Genomic DNA, 14,481 nt, shown 5'->3' with positions numbered 1-14,481 from the left:
GCTGCGACATGAGCAGGACGGCCGAGCTGGCGGAATCGCTCGACCGGTTGCTCGGCCGCGTAGCCGCAGCCTGCCGCAGCGCCGGTCGACCGCTGGAATCGGTGCAGCTGCTGCCGGTGACCAAGTTCTTCCCCGCCTCCGACGTCGACATTCTGTATTCCCTGGGCAGGCGTGAGTTCGGCGAGTCGCGGGAACAAGAGGCGGCAGCAAAGATTGCCGCAGTCACCACCCCCGAACCGGTCCGTTGGCACATGATCGGACGGCTGCAGCGAAACAAGGCTCGCGCCGTCGCAGGTTGGGCGCATGTCGTGCATTCGGTCGACAGCGCGCGTCTGGTGCGCGCTCTGGACTCGGCAACGACGGACGCGTTGGCGGCAGGAACCCGTGCCGAGCCTTTGCATGTGTTGCTGCAGGTGAGTCTCGACGGCGACCCGGAGCGGGGTGGCGTCTCGGCGGCTGATCTTTCCGCATTGGCCGAATTGGTCTCCGGTACAGAATCTCTGGTGCTCGACGGACTCATGGCGATTCCGCCGCTCGGAGCGGATCCGGCACGGGCGTACGAAAACCTTGCGGACCTGCACAGTCGGTTGCTCCGCACGCATCCTGGCGCCACGGCACTGTCCGCCGGAATGTCGGGCGATCTTGAAATTGCCGTGAAATACGGATCTACCTGCGTGCGTGTCGGAACCGCGCTGTTAGGCACGAGGCCGATAAATTGAACCCCATCAGTCACAACTGAAACATCCAAAGGCTCGCTGTGCCAAGGAAGGTCGATCCATGAGCACTCTGCACAAGTTCAAGGCTTACTTCGGTATGGTGCCGCTCGAGGACTACGAAGACGATTACCTAGATGAGCCAGGTGTCGCGCGTAGGCCCGCCCGAGTTCGCGATTCGTATGGCGAACTCGAATACGCCGACCACCCTGCGCGACCCTCGTATGCACGACGCGAGGAGTTCGACGACGAGGTAGCGGCGTACGAGGCACCTCGGCGCGCACCGCGTCTCGAACCACTCCCGTCTCGCTCCACGCCGTCCATTTCGCGAAGCGCGCCCGCCACGCGCGGTGCGCTCGCGATGGACACCGCGCCGGAACCGCGCCTCGAGACTCGCCGCACGCCGTTGTTCGACGACGGCGGTCCGCTGTCGAAGATCACGACGCTGCGCCCGCGCGATTACAGCGAGGCACGCACGATCGGCGAGCGGTTCCGCGATGGCAGCCCTGTCATCATGGACCTTGTCGAGATGAGCAACGCCGATGCAAAGCGCCTGGTCGACTTCGCAGCCGGCTTGGCTTTTGCACTCCGTGGCTCATTCGACAAAGTCGCGACGAAGGTGTTTCTGCTCTCACCCGCGGACATCGATGTGTCCGCCGAAGAGCGACGTCGCATCGCCGAAACAGGCTTTTACAACCAGCAGTAAACGTTTCGACCGCCGCGATTCTTCGATCGTGGCGGCCAGTTCCCGGGGGGTCGCTTTGATCGGCTGCGTGTTGTCAGGCAGAGTGATGGCGTGGCCCTGTTTGCGGTGATCTACTTCGCGCTGTTCGTCTTCTGGTTGTTGCTGATCGGCCGAATCATCATCGAATTCATCCGTTCGTTCGCACGTGACTGGCATCCGACCGGCTTCGTCGTCGTGATTCTGGAGGCCATCTTCACGATCACGGACCCCCCTGTGAAGCTGCTCCGCCGTCTGATTCCGCCCATCTCGCTTGGCGGAATCCGGCTGGACCTCTCCATAATGGTCTTGCTATTCATCGTGTTCATCCTGATGACAGTCGTAGAGAGGTCGGTCTGATGTCGTATGTCGCTAGACCGGCGCTACCTGCGGGTCAGGTGTGACAGAATGGGCCCTAGTTACAGTGTGATGGGTAATTCGCAAGTTGAGTGCGCTATAACTGAATGCTTGCTAGACCGCCAAATGACGCGTGAAGGGATCCTTCCATGCCGCTGACTCCAGCTGATGTGCACAACGTTGCTTTCAGCAAGCCGCCAATCGGTAAGCGCGGCTACAACGAAGACGAAGTCGATGCGTTCCTCGACCTGGTCGAGCAGGAACTCGCGCGTCTGATCGAGGAGAATGCCGACCTGCGTCAGCGCGTAGGCGAGCTCGACGCCGAGCTGTCCGACGCCAAGAAGGGCCGTGGTGGCGTTGCCGCCGCGGCACCGGCACCGTCGAAGCCTGCTCCGGCACCGCAGCGGGTCGAAACCGCCAAGGCGCCGCCGCCCACCGCGCCGGCACCGATCGCCTCTGCCGCACCTTCGGCGCCGTCGTCCGGTGACGCCAGCCTGCAGGCCGCCAAGGTCCTCGGCCTCGCGCAGGAAATGGCCGACCGCTTGACGAACGACGCGAAGTCGGAGTCCGAGCAGCTGCTCAGCAACGCTCGGACCAACTCCGAACGCCTCGTCACCGACGCCCGCTCGCGGTCGGAGGCAATGATCGCGGACGCACGCCAGAAGTCGGAAGCGCTGCTCGCCGATGCACAGACTCGCTCCGAGACGCAGCTACGCCAGGCGAAGGAGAAGGCAGACGCCCTCCAGTCCGACGCCGAGCGCAAGCACACCGAGATCATGGCGACGATCAACCAGCAGCGCACGGTTCTCGAAGGCCGCATCGAGCAGTTGAAGACGTTCGAGCGCGAATACCGCGTTCGCCTGAAGTCCTATCTGGAGTCGCAGCTCGAAGAGCTCGACAACCGTGGTTCGGCCATTCCGGCGGACGGTGGCGACGCATTCGCCCAGGACGCATCCAGCAACCACAGCAGCGCGTCCTTCGCGAAGGGAACCAAGTAACAGGCTTGGTCGTGCTGCACATCGGTGGCCTCCAATCGAGTAAGGGCGCCTCGTGCTGGTGTTGACGCTCGCGCTCGCCGCCGTCGGCTTTGCGCTCCTGGTGATAGCCCTGATGACCGGCTCGGTCGTCTGGGCGTGGGGTTGCATCCTCGCTTGCGCGATCGGAGCGTGTGTCCTGCTGGGTAGTGCTCTGACAGGGCGAACGCGGTCCGACGGTGTCGCGCCGAATGTGGACGAGGCGGATGCGCCGAAACCGAAACCGGAACCGCGAAAGCGTGGGCGGCACGAAAAGCCCGCACACGGCTGAATCGGATCGACAAAGCGGTCCGCTCTGCGGCAGTATCGACAGGACAGAACAAAGACGTAACTACGCGATGATCCGGCCATCACCGGGGAGCATTCGGAAGAACAGTCGGCGGGCCGGCTAAGTAGAACCGAACGGGAGAGCCCGTCACAGCTCACGAGGAGTGGCTCCGAGCACGTGCGCCCGGGGCAAGCGGGGTGGTACCGCGGTGGCAGCGCATGGTGCGTGGTCGTCGTCCCCGTGCCAGTACACGGCACGAGGAGCCCTGCATGTCACAAGATTCGTACCCCCGCGTCGATCTCGGCGGCGGCAAGACTTCCCCTGGCGTCGATTTCCCCGCGCTCGAGAAGCGGGTGCTCGCCGAATGGGAATCGGACGGCACATTTCGGGCGAGCGTGGCGAACCGCAGCGCCGATTCGGAGTTCGTTTTCTATGACGGACCGCCGTTCGCCAATGGTTTGCCACACTACGGACATTTGCTCACGGGTTACGTCAAGGACCTGATCCCGCGCTACCAGACGATGCGCGGCAAGAAGGTCGAGCGGCGTTTCGGGTGGGATACGCACGGTCTGCCCGCCGAACTCGAGGCCGAAAAGCAGCTGGGCATCAAGACCGGTGATATCTCCGGCATGGGTATCGCGAAGTTCAACGAGTTCTGCAAGCAATCGGTGTTGCGCTACACCGACGAGTGGCGCGAGTACGTCACGCGGCAGGCGCGCTGGGTCGACTTCGACAACGACTACAAGACCCTCGACATCGACTTCATGGAGTCGGTCATGTGGGCCTTCAAGCAACTCTGGGACAAAGGCCTGATCTATCAGGGCTTCCGGGTGCTTCCCTACAGCTGGTACGAACAAACGCCCCTGTCGAATCAGGAGTCGAAGCTCGACGACGCGTACAAGATGCGTCAGGACCCTGCCGTCACGGTCGACATGCCGTTGCACGCGCCCGGATCACCGCTGGATGGCGCGAACGCGCTGATCTGGACCACGACGCCGTGGACGCTGCCGTCGAACCTCGCGATCGCGGTGCATCCGGAGATCTCCTACGTTCAGGTCGCCGGTGCGGACGGCAAGCGGTACGTGCTCGCCAAGGAGCGCGTCGCGCATTACGCGCGCGAATTGGGCGCCGAACCCGAGGTGCTGGGCGAGTTGGTCGGCGCGGACCTGGTGGGTGTCGCGTACGCGCCGCCGTTCGATTTCTTCGCCGGTCACCCGAACGCGCATCGTGTCCTTGGGGCCGACTACGTCACGACCGACTCCGGTACGGGCATCGTCCACCTTGCACCGGCGTTCGGTGAGGAGGACATGGACGTCGCCACGGCGAACGACATCGAACTGGTGCAGCCGCTCGACGCGGGTGGCAAGTTCACGTCGCTGGTTCCGCCCTACGAGGGTCAGATGGTGTTCGACGCGAATCCGAACATCATCAAGGACCTCAAGGCCGTCGGCAAGATCCTGCGGCACGAGACGATCGAGCACTCCTACCCGCACAGCTGGCGTTCCGGTCAGCCCTTGATCTATATGGCTGTGCCGTCGTGGTTTGTCGCTGTGACACAGTTCCGCGACCGCATGGTCGAGCTGAACCAGCAGATCACGTGGGTACCCGAGCACATCCGTGACGGCCAGTTCGGTAAGTGGCTCGAAGGTGCCCGGGACTGGAACATCTCGCGAAATCGATACTGGGGCAGCCCGATTCCAGTGTGGGTGTCGGATGATCCAACCTACCCGCGGACCGACGTCTACGGCTCGCTCGATGAGCTCGAGCGCGATTTCGGCGTGCGCCCGACCGACCTGCACCGGCCGATGGTGGACGAGTTGACGCGTCCGAACCCGGACGATCCGACGGGTCGGTCGACCATGCGCCGTGTGCCGGAAGTGCTCGACTGCTGGTTCGAGTCGGGGTCCATGCCGTACGCGCAGGTGCACTATCCGTTCGAGAATCGGGAGTGGTTCGAAGGTACCGCCGACGCGGAAGGTCACTTCCCGGGCGACTTCATCGTCGAGTACAACGGTCAGACGCGCGGGTGGTTCTACAACTTGCACGTCCTCGCTACGGCTCTGTTCGATCGGCCGGCGTTCAAAACTGTTGCGGCGCACGGCATCGTGCTCGGCGACGACGGCTTGAAGATGAGCAAGTCGAAGGGCAACTACCCGAACGTCAACGAGGTCTTCGACCGCGACGGATCCGACGCGATGCGCTGGTTCCTGATGGCGTCGCCGATCCTTCGCGGCGGCAACCTGGTCGTCACCGAGCGCGGAATTCGCGAGGGTGCCGGGCAGGCATTGCGGCCGCTGTGGAATGCGTGGACGTTCCTGCAGTTGTACGCGTCGAAGCCGGGGGAGTGGCGCACCGATTCGCCGCACGTGCTGGATCGGTACGTCCTCGCGAAGCTCGCCGCGACCCGCGACGCGATGACCGAGGCGCTGGAGAAGTACGACATCGCCGGTGCCTGCGACGAGTTGCGCTGGTTCTGCGACGCCCTCACCAACTGGTACGTGCGCCGGTCCCGCCAACGGTTCTGGGACGAGGACCGCGATGCGATCGACACGTTGCACACGGTCCTCGAAGTCGTATGCCGTTTGGCTGCACCGCTTTTGCCGTTGATCAGCGAAGTGATCTGGCGCGGGCTCACCGGGGGGCGCTCGGTGCATCTGGCTGACTGGCCGGCAGCCGGTCTGCTGCCCGCCGACGCCGAGTTGGTCGCTGCGATGGACGAGGTCCGGGTGGTCTGCTCGACGGTCTCGAGTCTGCGGAAGGCACAGAATCTTCGGGTGCGGTTGCCGCTGCCTGAGGTCACTGTGGCAGCCTCCGATGCCGAGCGCCTGGAGCCGTTCAAGGACATCATCGCCGACGAGGTCAACGTCAAGAAGGTCGATCTCACAACCGACGTCGACGTCCACGGCCGATTCGAACTCGTCGTCAACGCACGCGCCGCAGGTCCGAGGCTGGGCAAGGAGGTGCAGACGGTGATCAAGGCGGTCAAGGCCGGGGATTGGTCCGAAGATGCGAACGGCGTGGTCACTGCTGCCGGAATCGAGTTGCTGCCCGAGGAGTACACGCAGCGACTCGTGGCCGCCGAACCCGAGTCGACGGCTGCTCTGCCCGGCAACGCGGGCCTGGTGGTGCTCAACTCGGTTGTCACCGCAGAGTTGGAAGCCGAGGGCTGGGCGCGCGACCTGATCCGCGAACTTCAGGATGCGCGCAAGGCACAGGGCCTCGACGTCTCGGACCGGATCGGTGTCGTCCTGTCCGTGCCCGACCAGTACCGCGATTGGGCGCAGACGCACCTGGACTTCATCGCGGGCGAAGTACTGGCCACGCAGATCGAGTTGGGCGAGCCGGGCACCGACGCCGTCGATGTCCTCGAAGGCGTGCGGGTCTCGATCGTCAAGCGCTGAGGGCGCAGGCTCCCGTCCGCCGGGCTTTGTCGCGGCGAGGGGGCGGTGGGCTGAGTATCCGCCGAGTAGGCGTCACGGCAACCACCTTCTCGTCGCGATTCCCGCCGTGTCACCCCGGCGCGAGCGCCTCGAGTACCTCGTGTGCCCGTCGCATCGAGGCGGCGGCGTCGCCCTCGGGGTTGCCGATGGCAGGGTCGAAGTTGAGGTCGATGAAGGTCTCGGTCATGCCCTGCGCCGCCAGTCCCGCCAGGTCGGTTCGAACCTCGTCGAGGGAACCCGTCAACGGACCCGACCGCTGCGCTCCGCGGAGCACCCCGCGGCACACGAACCGCAACGGCTGGGAGCGTCCGGCGGCCGTCGCGGCCTCCTGTACCGCAGCAACCGAGGACGCGAGCGCCGTCAGGTCGGCGCCGCTGCTGCTGATCCACCCGTCCGCGAGCCGCCCGATCCGGGCGAGCGCTGCGGGCGCGGCGCCGCCGAGCAACAACGGTGGACCGCCGGGCTGGATCGGTTTCGGCAGCACCGTCGACTTCGGCACGCGATAGAACTCGCCGGCGTATTCGACGGGATCCGGACCCCACAGCGCACGTAGGCACGAGATGTAGTCCTCTGCTCGTTTGCCGCGGCGTTCGTACGGCGCACCCGCTGCTTCGAATTCTTCACGCGCCCAACCCAACCCGAGGCCGGCGTCCAGCCTGCCACGGGAGAGTACGTCGAGCGTCGCGAGTTGCTTGCCCAGTAGGACGGGTGGCTGGAACGGCACGTTGACGATCGCCGTCCCGAGCCGGATTCGTTCGGTGACGCCCGCGGCAAATCCGACGACCGTCACGGGGTCGAGAACGCTGGCATAGGTCGGTCCGAGCCGCGTGCCGTCGGGATACAGCAAGCGCTGAAACGTCCACAGCGTGGAGTAGCCGAGTTCCTCGGCCTTTCGCGCGACGGCGCTGACGTTGTCCGGTGTTGCCCAGCTACCCGAAACCGGCAGTGCGAAACCGATATCCACGTTGCCTACCCTTCTCCCGTCGACGCGGCCGGACTTGTCGGACCGCACTGCTAGCGTGCAGGAATGAGCACCAGCAAGGAGACGATTGCATACATTCTCGAACAGCTGGAACCGCTCGACGTGCGGTCACGGCCGATGTTCGGGGAGTACGGCCTCTACTGTGACGACAAGGTCGTGGCTTTCGTATGCGACGACACCCTGTTCCTGAAGCCGACCGATATTGCCGAGGAATTCTCCAGCGCGGAACACCTCGCACCTTGTTACCCGGGGTCCAAGGACTACTACAGCGTGCCGAAAGACAAACTCGCCGATACGAATTGGCTGCAGGGGTTCGTCCAGAAGACCGCCGATGTTCTACCCGCGCCGAAGCCCAAGCCGCCGAAGAAGAAACGCGGATGACCGGAAGTTGACCGACCAGCTCGAACCCGACCCGACCCGCTCCCGCCGGTGGGTGCTGCACCTGGACATGGACGCGTTCTTCGCGTCCGTGGAGCAGTTGACGCGGCCTACTCTGCGTGGCCGGCCGGTCCTGGTCGGCGGTACGGGTGGCCGCGGTGTGGTCGCCGGTGCCAGTTACGAAGCGCGAGTCTTCGGGGCGCGATCGGCGATGCCGATGCATCAGGCGCGCCGGCTGGTCGGCGGGTCGGCCGTCGTACTACCGCCGCGTGGCCAGGTGTATTCGGCGGTGAGCAAACGTGTCTTCGAGGCACTTCGCCACCGCATGCCGGTCATCGAGCAGCTGTCGATGGACGAGGCATTCGGCGAGCCGATCGAACTCGCGGGAGCGTCGGCGGCCGAGGTCTGGCAGTTCTGCGAAGACCTGCGGACGCTGGTGAAGGCCGAGACGGGACTTGTTGCGTCGATCGGGGCGGGCAGCGGCAAGCAGGTCGCCAAGATCGCGTCTGGGCTGGCCAAGCCGGACGGTGTCCGCGTCGTTTCGCCGGTCGAACAGAACGACCTGCTCGCGGCGCTGCCGGTTCGGAAACTGTGGGGGATCGGACCGGTCGCGGAGGCCAAGCTGCGCAAGCTCGGTGTCGAGACGATCGGCGATTTCGCCGCCATGCCGGAATCGGAGGTCGCGTCGCTCCTCGGCAACACGGTCGGTCCCGCGTTGCACCGGCTCGCACGCGGTCACGACGACCGCCCGATCGCCGAGCGCGCGGAAGCGAAGCAGATCAGCGCGGAGACCACGTACGCGGCCGACATCGGGACGCTCGTCGAGCTGCGGGGAGCTGTCGACTCCATAGCGGGGGCGGCGTACGACCGACTCGTGAAGGACGGGCGCGCCTCACGCACTGTTGTGCTGAAGCTGAAGAAGTCGGATATGTCGGTCATCACGCGGTCGGTGACGTTGCCCTATGCGACGACGGATCGTGCGGCGCTGGTGAATGCTGCGCAACGGTCGGTGGCCGATCCCGTCGAAATCGGTGCGATCCGCCTGGTCGGTGTCGGTTTCGGTGGCCTGACCATGGTCAGCCAGGGATCGCTGTTTCCCGAGTTGGAACACGACGAGTCACACCCCGAGATTGCCGCGGAGTCGGTCGTCGAGCAGCCGGAATTCGAGCTCCCAGAGTGGCGGCCCGGTACGGACGTTCACCACCCCGAGTTCGGCCACGGCTGGGTCCAAGGCGGGGGTCACGGGGTTGTCACGGTCAGGTTCGAGACGCGGTCGACCGGTCCGGGTCCGGCACGAACCTTTCCTGCCGACGAATCGCGACTGGCCAGGGCCGATCCCCTCGAGAGCCTCGAGTGACGGTAGCCTTGGTGGCTCGAGCAGCGCGGCTCACATCGCCGGAAGCTGTAATAGTGGACTGAAACGCACACGAACTCGAACGCAAAGGACGAGCACTTGAAGCTTCTCAACACCACCAGGGCTGTTGTCGCAGGTATGGCGATTTCTGCGGCCGCCCTCACGTTGACCGCATGTGGTTCGGACGAGGGCGGCTCCGAATCGACCACGACATCGTCCGCGGTCGCGGCGCCTTGCACGAACAACGACCCGGCGCTCCCGCCGATTCCGACGCCGGCCGACCTCAACACTCAGCTGTCGAAGGCGCTCGATCCGGCCACTCCGCCGGAGGAAGTCGCGTCGATGATTCAGGGTGGTGGCCCCGAAGACATCGCTGTGATCCAGGAGCTCGCCAGCAGCGCACGCAGCTCGAACATCACCGTCGAGATCACCGGCGTCTGCGCGCCGAGCCAGCCGTACGGCCCGGACGGCCCGGTTCTGAACGCGACCGGAAACATCGTTGTTCCCGGCCAGGCACCGGGTGAGGCGACCGTCTACTTCGTGCCCGAGAACGGTGCCTGGAAGGTCCAGAAGCAGTGGGCCTGCGACATCCTCGCCAACGCCCTCGGCAAGCAGGCACCGTCCTGCACACAGTAAGCAACACTTCGCAGTAAAGCCCGTGCCGGCGACCGATCAGGTCGCCGGCGCGGTGCGTTTCACGCCTGTGTGTGTGAGGGCTAGCCACCCCACTGGACGATGTTGCCGGTCGACTGCTTCAGCGTCGTTTCGCTGTGCGGATCGGTGTAGGTCTGGTCGCCGCCGATCACGATCGTGCCCGCGACGGGCAGCGGGAGCCCGAGGTCGATCGTGAGCGTGCCGGACCCCTGCATCACATAGCCGTCGATATTGAGCATTCCCGCATTGTTCGGCAGGTCCCATTCCGCCGATTTCGGCGTCTGATGGACGACGATCGCTATCACGAGCCGGTCTCCGTCGCGCTCGAGCAGGGTGGCATTCACGACCTGGTCCAGCGGCACGCCGCCGGGCACCTGCCGGTGCAGTGTCCACATCGCGCCGACGCCTATCGGTTCGACAGGAAACGAGACTGCCGAGTACACGGCTTGGTAGAAAGCCTGCTCGATCGCCGCGCGGACCGCGTCAGCCGCCTCTGGGGCGGGGCTGAGCCGCAGCGCGGTGATGGCACCGGAGTCGTTGGTCAGCAGGCCTGCGTGCGAACCCTCGGCCGGACCGACATCTGCCGCAAGCGTGGTGTCCGTCGTCGTCATCTTGCCGATCGTCAGGTCGATACCGGAATCTGTCGCCGCCGCTGTGAGCGGAATCGACAACGCCGGAGCCGAGAAGTCCTGGTCGGCCTGCTGGTTGATCGTCTGGGTGATCTGGTTCGTCGTCCGCAACAGCACCTGCTGAGTCAACCCAGGCACGGGATGCGGTGCGAGCACCTCCCGCGGTTCGTCGCCGGGGTTGTCGACAGTGACGGTCACCGGCGAAATCGGGACCGTCACGTCGGAATTGGTCGTTTCGACCGTCTCCGGAGCAGTGGCACTTTGCTCTGCGTTATCTGCGCAACCAGACGTCAGAGCGGAAAAGCTGAGAGTCGCAGCGAGTAGGCATGCACTCGACCGGACCTGGAACGACAACACCGTCACGCACCCAGGTTACGGCGTGAGGGATGATGGCCTGGTGAAAGACGATCGACACACAGGCGAAGATGTTCCGACCGCAAGCCCGGACGACCCCGAAACTGCCGCGGCGGACCTCGCCGACCGCCCACTTCGGTTGTGGACCCTACTGTCGATAGCTGCGGTTGTGCTGGTGTTCGACGTGATCACGAAGGTGCTGGTCGTCGCATATGTCGATGAAGGCAATCCCGTCGAGGTCATCGGCGATGTGGTCACACTCTCACTCGTTCGCAACCCCGGCGCGGCGTTTTCCATGGCGACGGGCATGACGTGGTTGCTGACGATCGTGGCGGTCTGCGTCGTCATCGGTGTGATCCGGATCGGCAGCACCCTGCGCTCGCTCTGGTGGGCGATCGGTCTCGGCATGGTCCTCGGTGGCGCGCTCGGCAACCTGATCGACCGTTTCTTCCGCGAGCCCGGCCCGATGCGCGGCATGGTCGTCGATTTCGTTTCCGTGGGTTGGTGGCCGACGTTCAACGTCGCCGACTCGAACATCGTGTGCGGCGCGATTCTGCTCGTCGTTCTGACCCTGTTCGGGTTCGAGCCTGACGGCACCCGGAAGACGGGGGATTCCGAAAAGTGAGGGAAAGTCGGTCCATGCCCGTGCCGGACGGCCTGGACGGGATGCGTGTCGACGCCGGTCTCGCCCGCCTGCTCGGATTGTCACGGACGACGGTCGCGACGCTCACCGAGGAGGGCGCTGTACTCGTCGACGGCGTCGCGGTGCACAAGTCGGACAAGCTGGGCGGCGGAACGTGGCTCGAGGTCGAGTTGCCCGCGCCGAAACGAGAGTTGACGATCGAAGCCGAGCCGGTGGAGGGGCTCGAGATCCTCTACGCAGACGAGGATGTCGTCGCCGTCAACAAGCCGGTCGGCGTCGCGGCGCACACCGGTGTCGGCTGGACCGGTCCGACGGTCATCGGCGGGCTCGTCGCAGCCGGGTTCCGGATTTCCACGTCCGGTGCCCACGAGCGGCAGGGGATCGTGCAACGCCTCGACGTCGGTACGTCCGGTGTGATGGTGGTCGCCGTGTCGGAGCGCGCGTACACGGTGTTGAAGCGGGCCTTCAAGGAACGAACGATCGACAAGCGATACCACGCGTTGGTGCAGGGACATCCGGATCCGAGCAGCGGCACGATCGACGCGCCGATCGGCCGGAGTCGCGGCAACGACTGGAAGTTCACGGTCACGTCGGACGGCAAACCGAGCGTGACGCACTACGACACCGTCGAGGCGTTCCAGGCCGCGAGCCTGCTCGACATTCATCTGGAAACGGGTCGCACACACCAGATCAGAGTGCATTTCTCGGCGATCCGGCATCCATGCTGCGGCGACCTCACCTATGGCGCCGATCCACGGCTTGCGCAGCGCCTCGGGCTGGAAAGGCAATGGCTGCATGCGCGTTCGCTCGGCTTCGCGCATCCCGCCGATGGGCGCTGGATGGAGATCACGAGCGACTACCCCGCTGATCTGCAACACGCTCTCGACGTGCTCCGGAACGTCTAGTGGACGAGGGCGCGAGTTTTCGGCGTCAGCTGCTGCTGTTCCTGGGTGTGGTCGGCGTCGTTCTGCTCGTCGTGTTTGCGGGCCTCATCGATACGCCCGGCAAGTCGCGTGTGAGCACGGACCGTCTCGGTCCTGAGCAGGGCGAGCGTGTATCGACCTATCTCGAGCGGGCTCAGGCGTCGTTGACCGGCAGTGAGCAGTCGCGTATCGCGCTGGTCTCCTTCGACACCGAGGTCGCGCCGGCACAGGCCTACGACATGCTCGGCGGGGTAAGGATCGGGGAGGTGCTCTTCCAGGTCCCGATTCCGGACGTCGCGACGAGGCTCGTCGTGATCCAGGTGGGCGACAGCCGAGAGGCTGTGCTCGATTCGTCGGAAATTGCTGCGGCAGAACTCAACCGATTCGCGGGTCGCAGCGGGCCGGAGCGCCAGCAGCGCGTCGACGACGTCTCGGCGCAGCGTCTGGCCGCGGGCTGCGCCTGCGTCGTAGGGGTCACCGTTCGGGCGACACCGTCGAAGCTCACGGAAATCGCTGCGCGCGAAGGTGTCCGGGCTGTCGAGGCGTTGCCTGCCGATGCGATAGCCGGTGCATATGCGCTGGTACCGCTGTTGCCCGAGCAGACGGAGGTGGTCTTGCCGCTGCCTGACGACGGAGCCGTACCAGCGGCGTAGTTCGCGTGAAATACTGGCTGCTTTCGAGGAGGCAGACATGGCGCCGCCGCAGCAGCCGCCTTACGGGCAGGGACCCCCGTTCGGGCAGCAGCCACCGTACGGGCAGCAACCCCCGTACGGGCAGCAACCGTGGCAGGGTCAGTACCTACCGCCGCCAGTGCAACCTGTGCAGCCACCCGGTCCGGGCTTGGTCAACCACGTGAAGCGCGCGTTCGACTGGGACGTGCGCGGCGTCGAGGTTTCGCCGCGCGAGCAACAGCAACTGAACGGCGCGGGCGTCCTGGAAGGACGATTGCAAGGCCTGCTCGCCTGGCGGCGCAGCACGTTGCTGGTCGTGCTGCCGATTCTCACCCTCAGCGTCGTTTTGTCGATAGTCGATGCGGCACGCAGGATTTCGAATGCGCGCGTCGACGGTCCGGGCGGTGGGTCGCTGTACACCGGCTTCGGCATCTTCTTCCAATGGCTCCCGACGATCGGGCTCATGTTCATTCCGATCGGGATGCTGATCGTCCTGTTGCAGTGGACAGACGTGCGTCGGCCGTCGAAGACACTCGTGGTCTGCTGGTTCGGATCCATCGCGATTCCACTGCTTGCGGCTCTGATTCCGATCGACTGGGTCATCGATCTCGTCGTCCTGCGGGATCGAATGGAAGCGGCCGGCTTTACCCCCGAGGAGATTTCGACAGAGCTGTTCGGGCTTCGGGTCGTCTACGCGGTGCAGTACGCGGTCACGCTGCTACCGGTACTGATCTCGGTCGCGGGCGGTGTTCTGAAGGGTGCCGTGCGCGCGAAGAGTCTCTTCCCGTCGGCTTCGCTACCGGGTTGGTTCCTCGTGACGGTCGCGCCGTTCTATTCGATGATCACCATCATTGTCTTCGTGTTGTTCGAGCAGATCATCGGTAACGGCGTGCTACTCGTCGGCGTCGCATGTCTTGCCGCGGCACCGTGGGTCTTCGTCTACTTCAGAAAGACATTCACGCGACCACTGTCGGTACGCGACGCGCAGGGCAAGCTTGCCCGCGCAGCGTGGATCGGCGGCGCGGCCACGGCGCTGGGCATCGTCTTCGTCTTCGTGTTCGTGTTCACCGGCGAGGTCGACGGTGTCGCCGTCATCGGCAGCAGTGGTGACACGAACGCAGGCACGGCATTGTTCACGTATCTGCAGATACTGCAGACGACGTTGGAGGTCTTCGCTCGTTCGACGGTGACGAGCGTGGTCATGTGCCTGTTCTTCGTGAACATGGTCTTCCGTGAATGGCAGGCGGCCACGGCCATGTCGCCAGAGGTCAAGCGGGAGCACGATTCCGAGATGAACATGTTGCGCCGCTACGACGTCGCGGAGCGGACCGGAGTGTGGCCGACTATGCCGCCCCGGTAG

At 64.9% G+C, this 14,481-nt stretch carries 15 protein-coding genes; 13 read left to right on the top strand and 2 right to left on the bottom strand.

What is annotated here, in order from left to right:
• Window positions 1-8 precede the first annotated feature (8 nt).
• The 6 genes from JGU72_RS00835 to ileS all read left to right on the top strand — a co-directional run bounded on the left by JGU72_RS00835 (window position 9) and on the right by ileS (window position 6,494).
• Entirely contained in the window at window positions 9-719 is a 711-nt protein-coding gene (locus tag JGU72_RS00835) for a YggS family pyridoxal phosphate-dependent enzyme (RefSeq protein WP_199681871.1), read from the top strand.
• Between the two features lie 58 nt (window positions 720-777).
• Window positions 778-1,419 carry a cell division protein SepF gene (locus JGU72_RS00830; RefSeq protein WP_199681870.1) on the top strand — a complete coding sequence of 214 codons (642 nt, stop codon included), beginning with the start codon at window positions 778-780 and terminating at the stop codon, window positions 1,417-1,419.
• 90 nt (window positions 1,420-1,509) lie between these two features.
• Window positions 1,510-1,794, top strand: coding sequence for a YggT family protein (locus JGU72_RS00825; RefSeq protein WP_199681869.1), 285 nt, complete (start codon window positions 1,510-1,512; stop codon window positions 1,792-1,794).
• Between the two features lie 146 nt (window positions 1,795-1,940).
• Window positions 1,941-2,789, top strand: coding sequence for a DivIVA-like cell division protein Wag31 (gene wag31, locus JGU72_RS00820; protein WP_199681868.1), 849 nt, complete (start codon window positions 1,941-1,943; stop codon window positions 2,787-2,789).
• Between the two features lie 52 nt (window positions 2,790-2,841).
• Window positions 2,842-3,096 (top strand): hypothetical protein, encoded by a 255-nt coding sequence (locus tag JGU72_RS00815; RefSeq protein WP_199683283.1) that lies wholly within the window; start codon window positions 2,842-2,844, stop codon window positions 3,094-3,096.
• Between the two features lie 266 nt (window positions 3,097-3,362).
• Window positions 3,363-6,494 carry an isoleucine--tRNA ligase gene (ileS, locus tag JGU72_RS00810; RefSeq protein WP_199681867.1) on the top strand — a complete coding sequence of 1,044 codons (3,132 nt, stop codon included), beginning with the start codon at window positions 3,363-3,365 and terminating at the stop codon, window positions 6,492-6,494.
• Between the two features lie 109 nt (window positions 6,495-6,603).
• On the opposite strand, the gene JGU72_RS00805 is transcribed toward ileS, so the two are convergent.
• Window positions 6,604-7,497, bottom strand: coding sequence for a TIGR03619 family F420-dependent LLM class oxidoreductase (locus tag JGU72_RS00805; protein WP_199681866.1), 894 nt, complete (start codon window positions 7,495-7,497; stop codon window positions 6,604-6,606).
• Between the two features lie 63 nt (window positions 7,498-7,560).
• Between JGU72_RS00805 and JGU72_RS00800 the strand changes: the two genes are divergently transcribed.
• From JGU72_RS00800 to JGU72_RS00790, 3 genes are all read left to right on the top strand, one after another.
• Window positions 7,561-7,896, top strand: coding sequence for a TfoX/Sxy family protein (locus JGU72_RS00800; protein WP_199681865.1), 336 nt, complete (start codon window positions 7,561-7,563; stop codon window positions 7,894-7,896).
• A gap of 67 nt (window positions 7,897-7,963) precedes the next feature.
• On the top strand, window positions 7,964-9,250 hold the full coding sequence (locus tag JGU72_RS00795; protein WP_233531295.1) for a DNA polymerase IV: 1,287 nt from the start codon (window positions 7,964-7,966) through the stop codon (window positions 9,248-9,250).
• A gap of 96 nt (window positions 9,251-9,346) precedes the next feature.
• The gene (locus tag JGU72_RS00790) at window positions 9,347-9,883 is read left to right on the top strand and encodes a WKL family lipoprotein (RefSeq protein WP_199681863.1); all 537 of its coding nucleotides are present in this window, start codon (window positions 9,347-9,349) and stop codon (window positions 9,881-9,883) included.
• A gap of 80 nt (window positions 9,884-9,963) precedes the next feature.
• Here the strand turns inward: JGU72_RS00790 and JGU72_RS00785 are convergent, their stop codons facing one another.
• Window positions 9,964-10,893 (bottom strand): hypothetical protein, encoded by a 930-nt coding sequence (locus tag JGU72_RS00785; protein ID WP_199681862.1) that lies wholly within the window; start codon window positions 10,891-10,893, stop codon window positions 9,964-9,966.
• 34 nt (window positions 10,894-10,927) lie between these two features.
• On the opposite strand from JGU72_RS00785, the gene lspA reads away from it, so the two are divergent.
• From lspA to JGU72_RS00765, 4 genes are read left to right on the top strand one after another with little or no spacing between them, the layout of a single operon-like run.
• Complete coding sequence (lspA, locus tag JGU72_RS00780) at window positions 10,928-11,509, top strand: signal peptidase II (RefSeq protein WP_199681861.1); 582 nt, start codon at window positions 10,928-10,930, stop codon at window positions 11,507-11,509.
• Window positions 11,506-12,432 carry an RluA family pseudouridine synthase gene (locus JGU72_RS00775; protein ID WP_199681860.1) on the top strand — a complete coding sequence of 309 codons (927 nt, stop codon included), beginning with the start codon at window positions 11,506-11,508 and terminating at the stop codon, window positions 12,430-12,432. Before lspA ends, JGU72_RS00775 begins: the two co-directional genes overlap by 4 nt.
• On the top strand, window positions 12,432-13,103 hold the full coding sequence (locus JGU72_RS00770) for a hypothetical protein (RefSeq protein WP_307828251.1): 672 nt from the start codon (window positions 12,432-12,434) through the stop codon (window positions 13,101-13,103). The genes JGU72_RS00775 and JGU72_RS00770 overlap by 1 nt, the downstream gene beginning before the upstream one ends.
• A gap of 37 nt (window positions 13,104-13,140) precedes the next feature.
• The gene (locus JGU72_RS00765; protein ID WP_199681859.1) at window positions 13,141-14,481 is read left to right on the top strand and encodes a hypothetical protein; all 1,341 of its coding nucleotides are present in this window, start codon (window positions 13,141-13,143) and stop codon (window positions 14,479-14,481) included.

Origin of the sequence: Antrihabitans auranticaus, from assembly GCF_016481275.1 — a bacterium.
In the GTDB taxonomy this organism is placed as follows: Bacteria; Actinomycetota; Actinomycetes; order Mycobacteriales; family Mycobacteriaceae; genus Antrihabitans.
The sequence above is the reverse complement of the archived record's forward strand: the minus strand, read 5'-3'. Positions and strand labels throughout refer to the sequence as shown.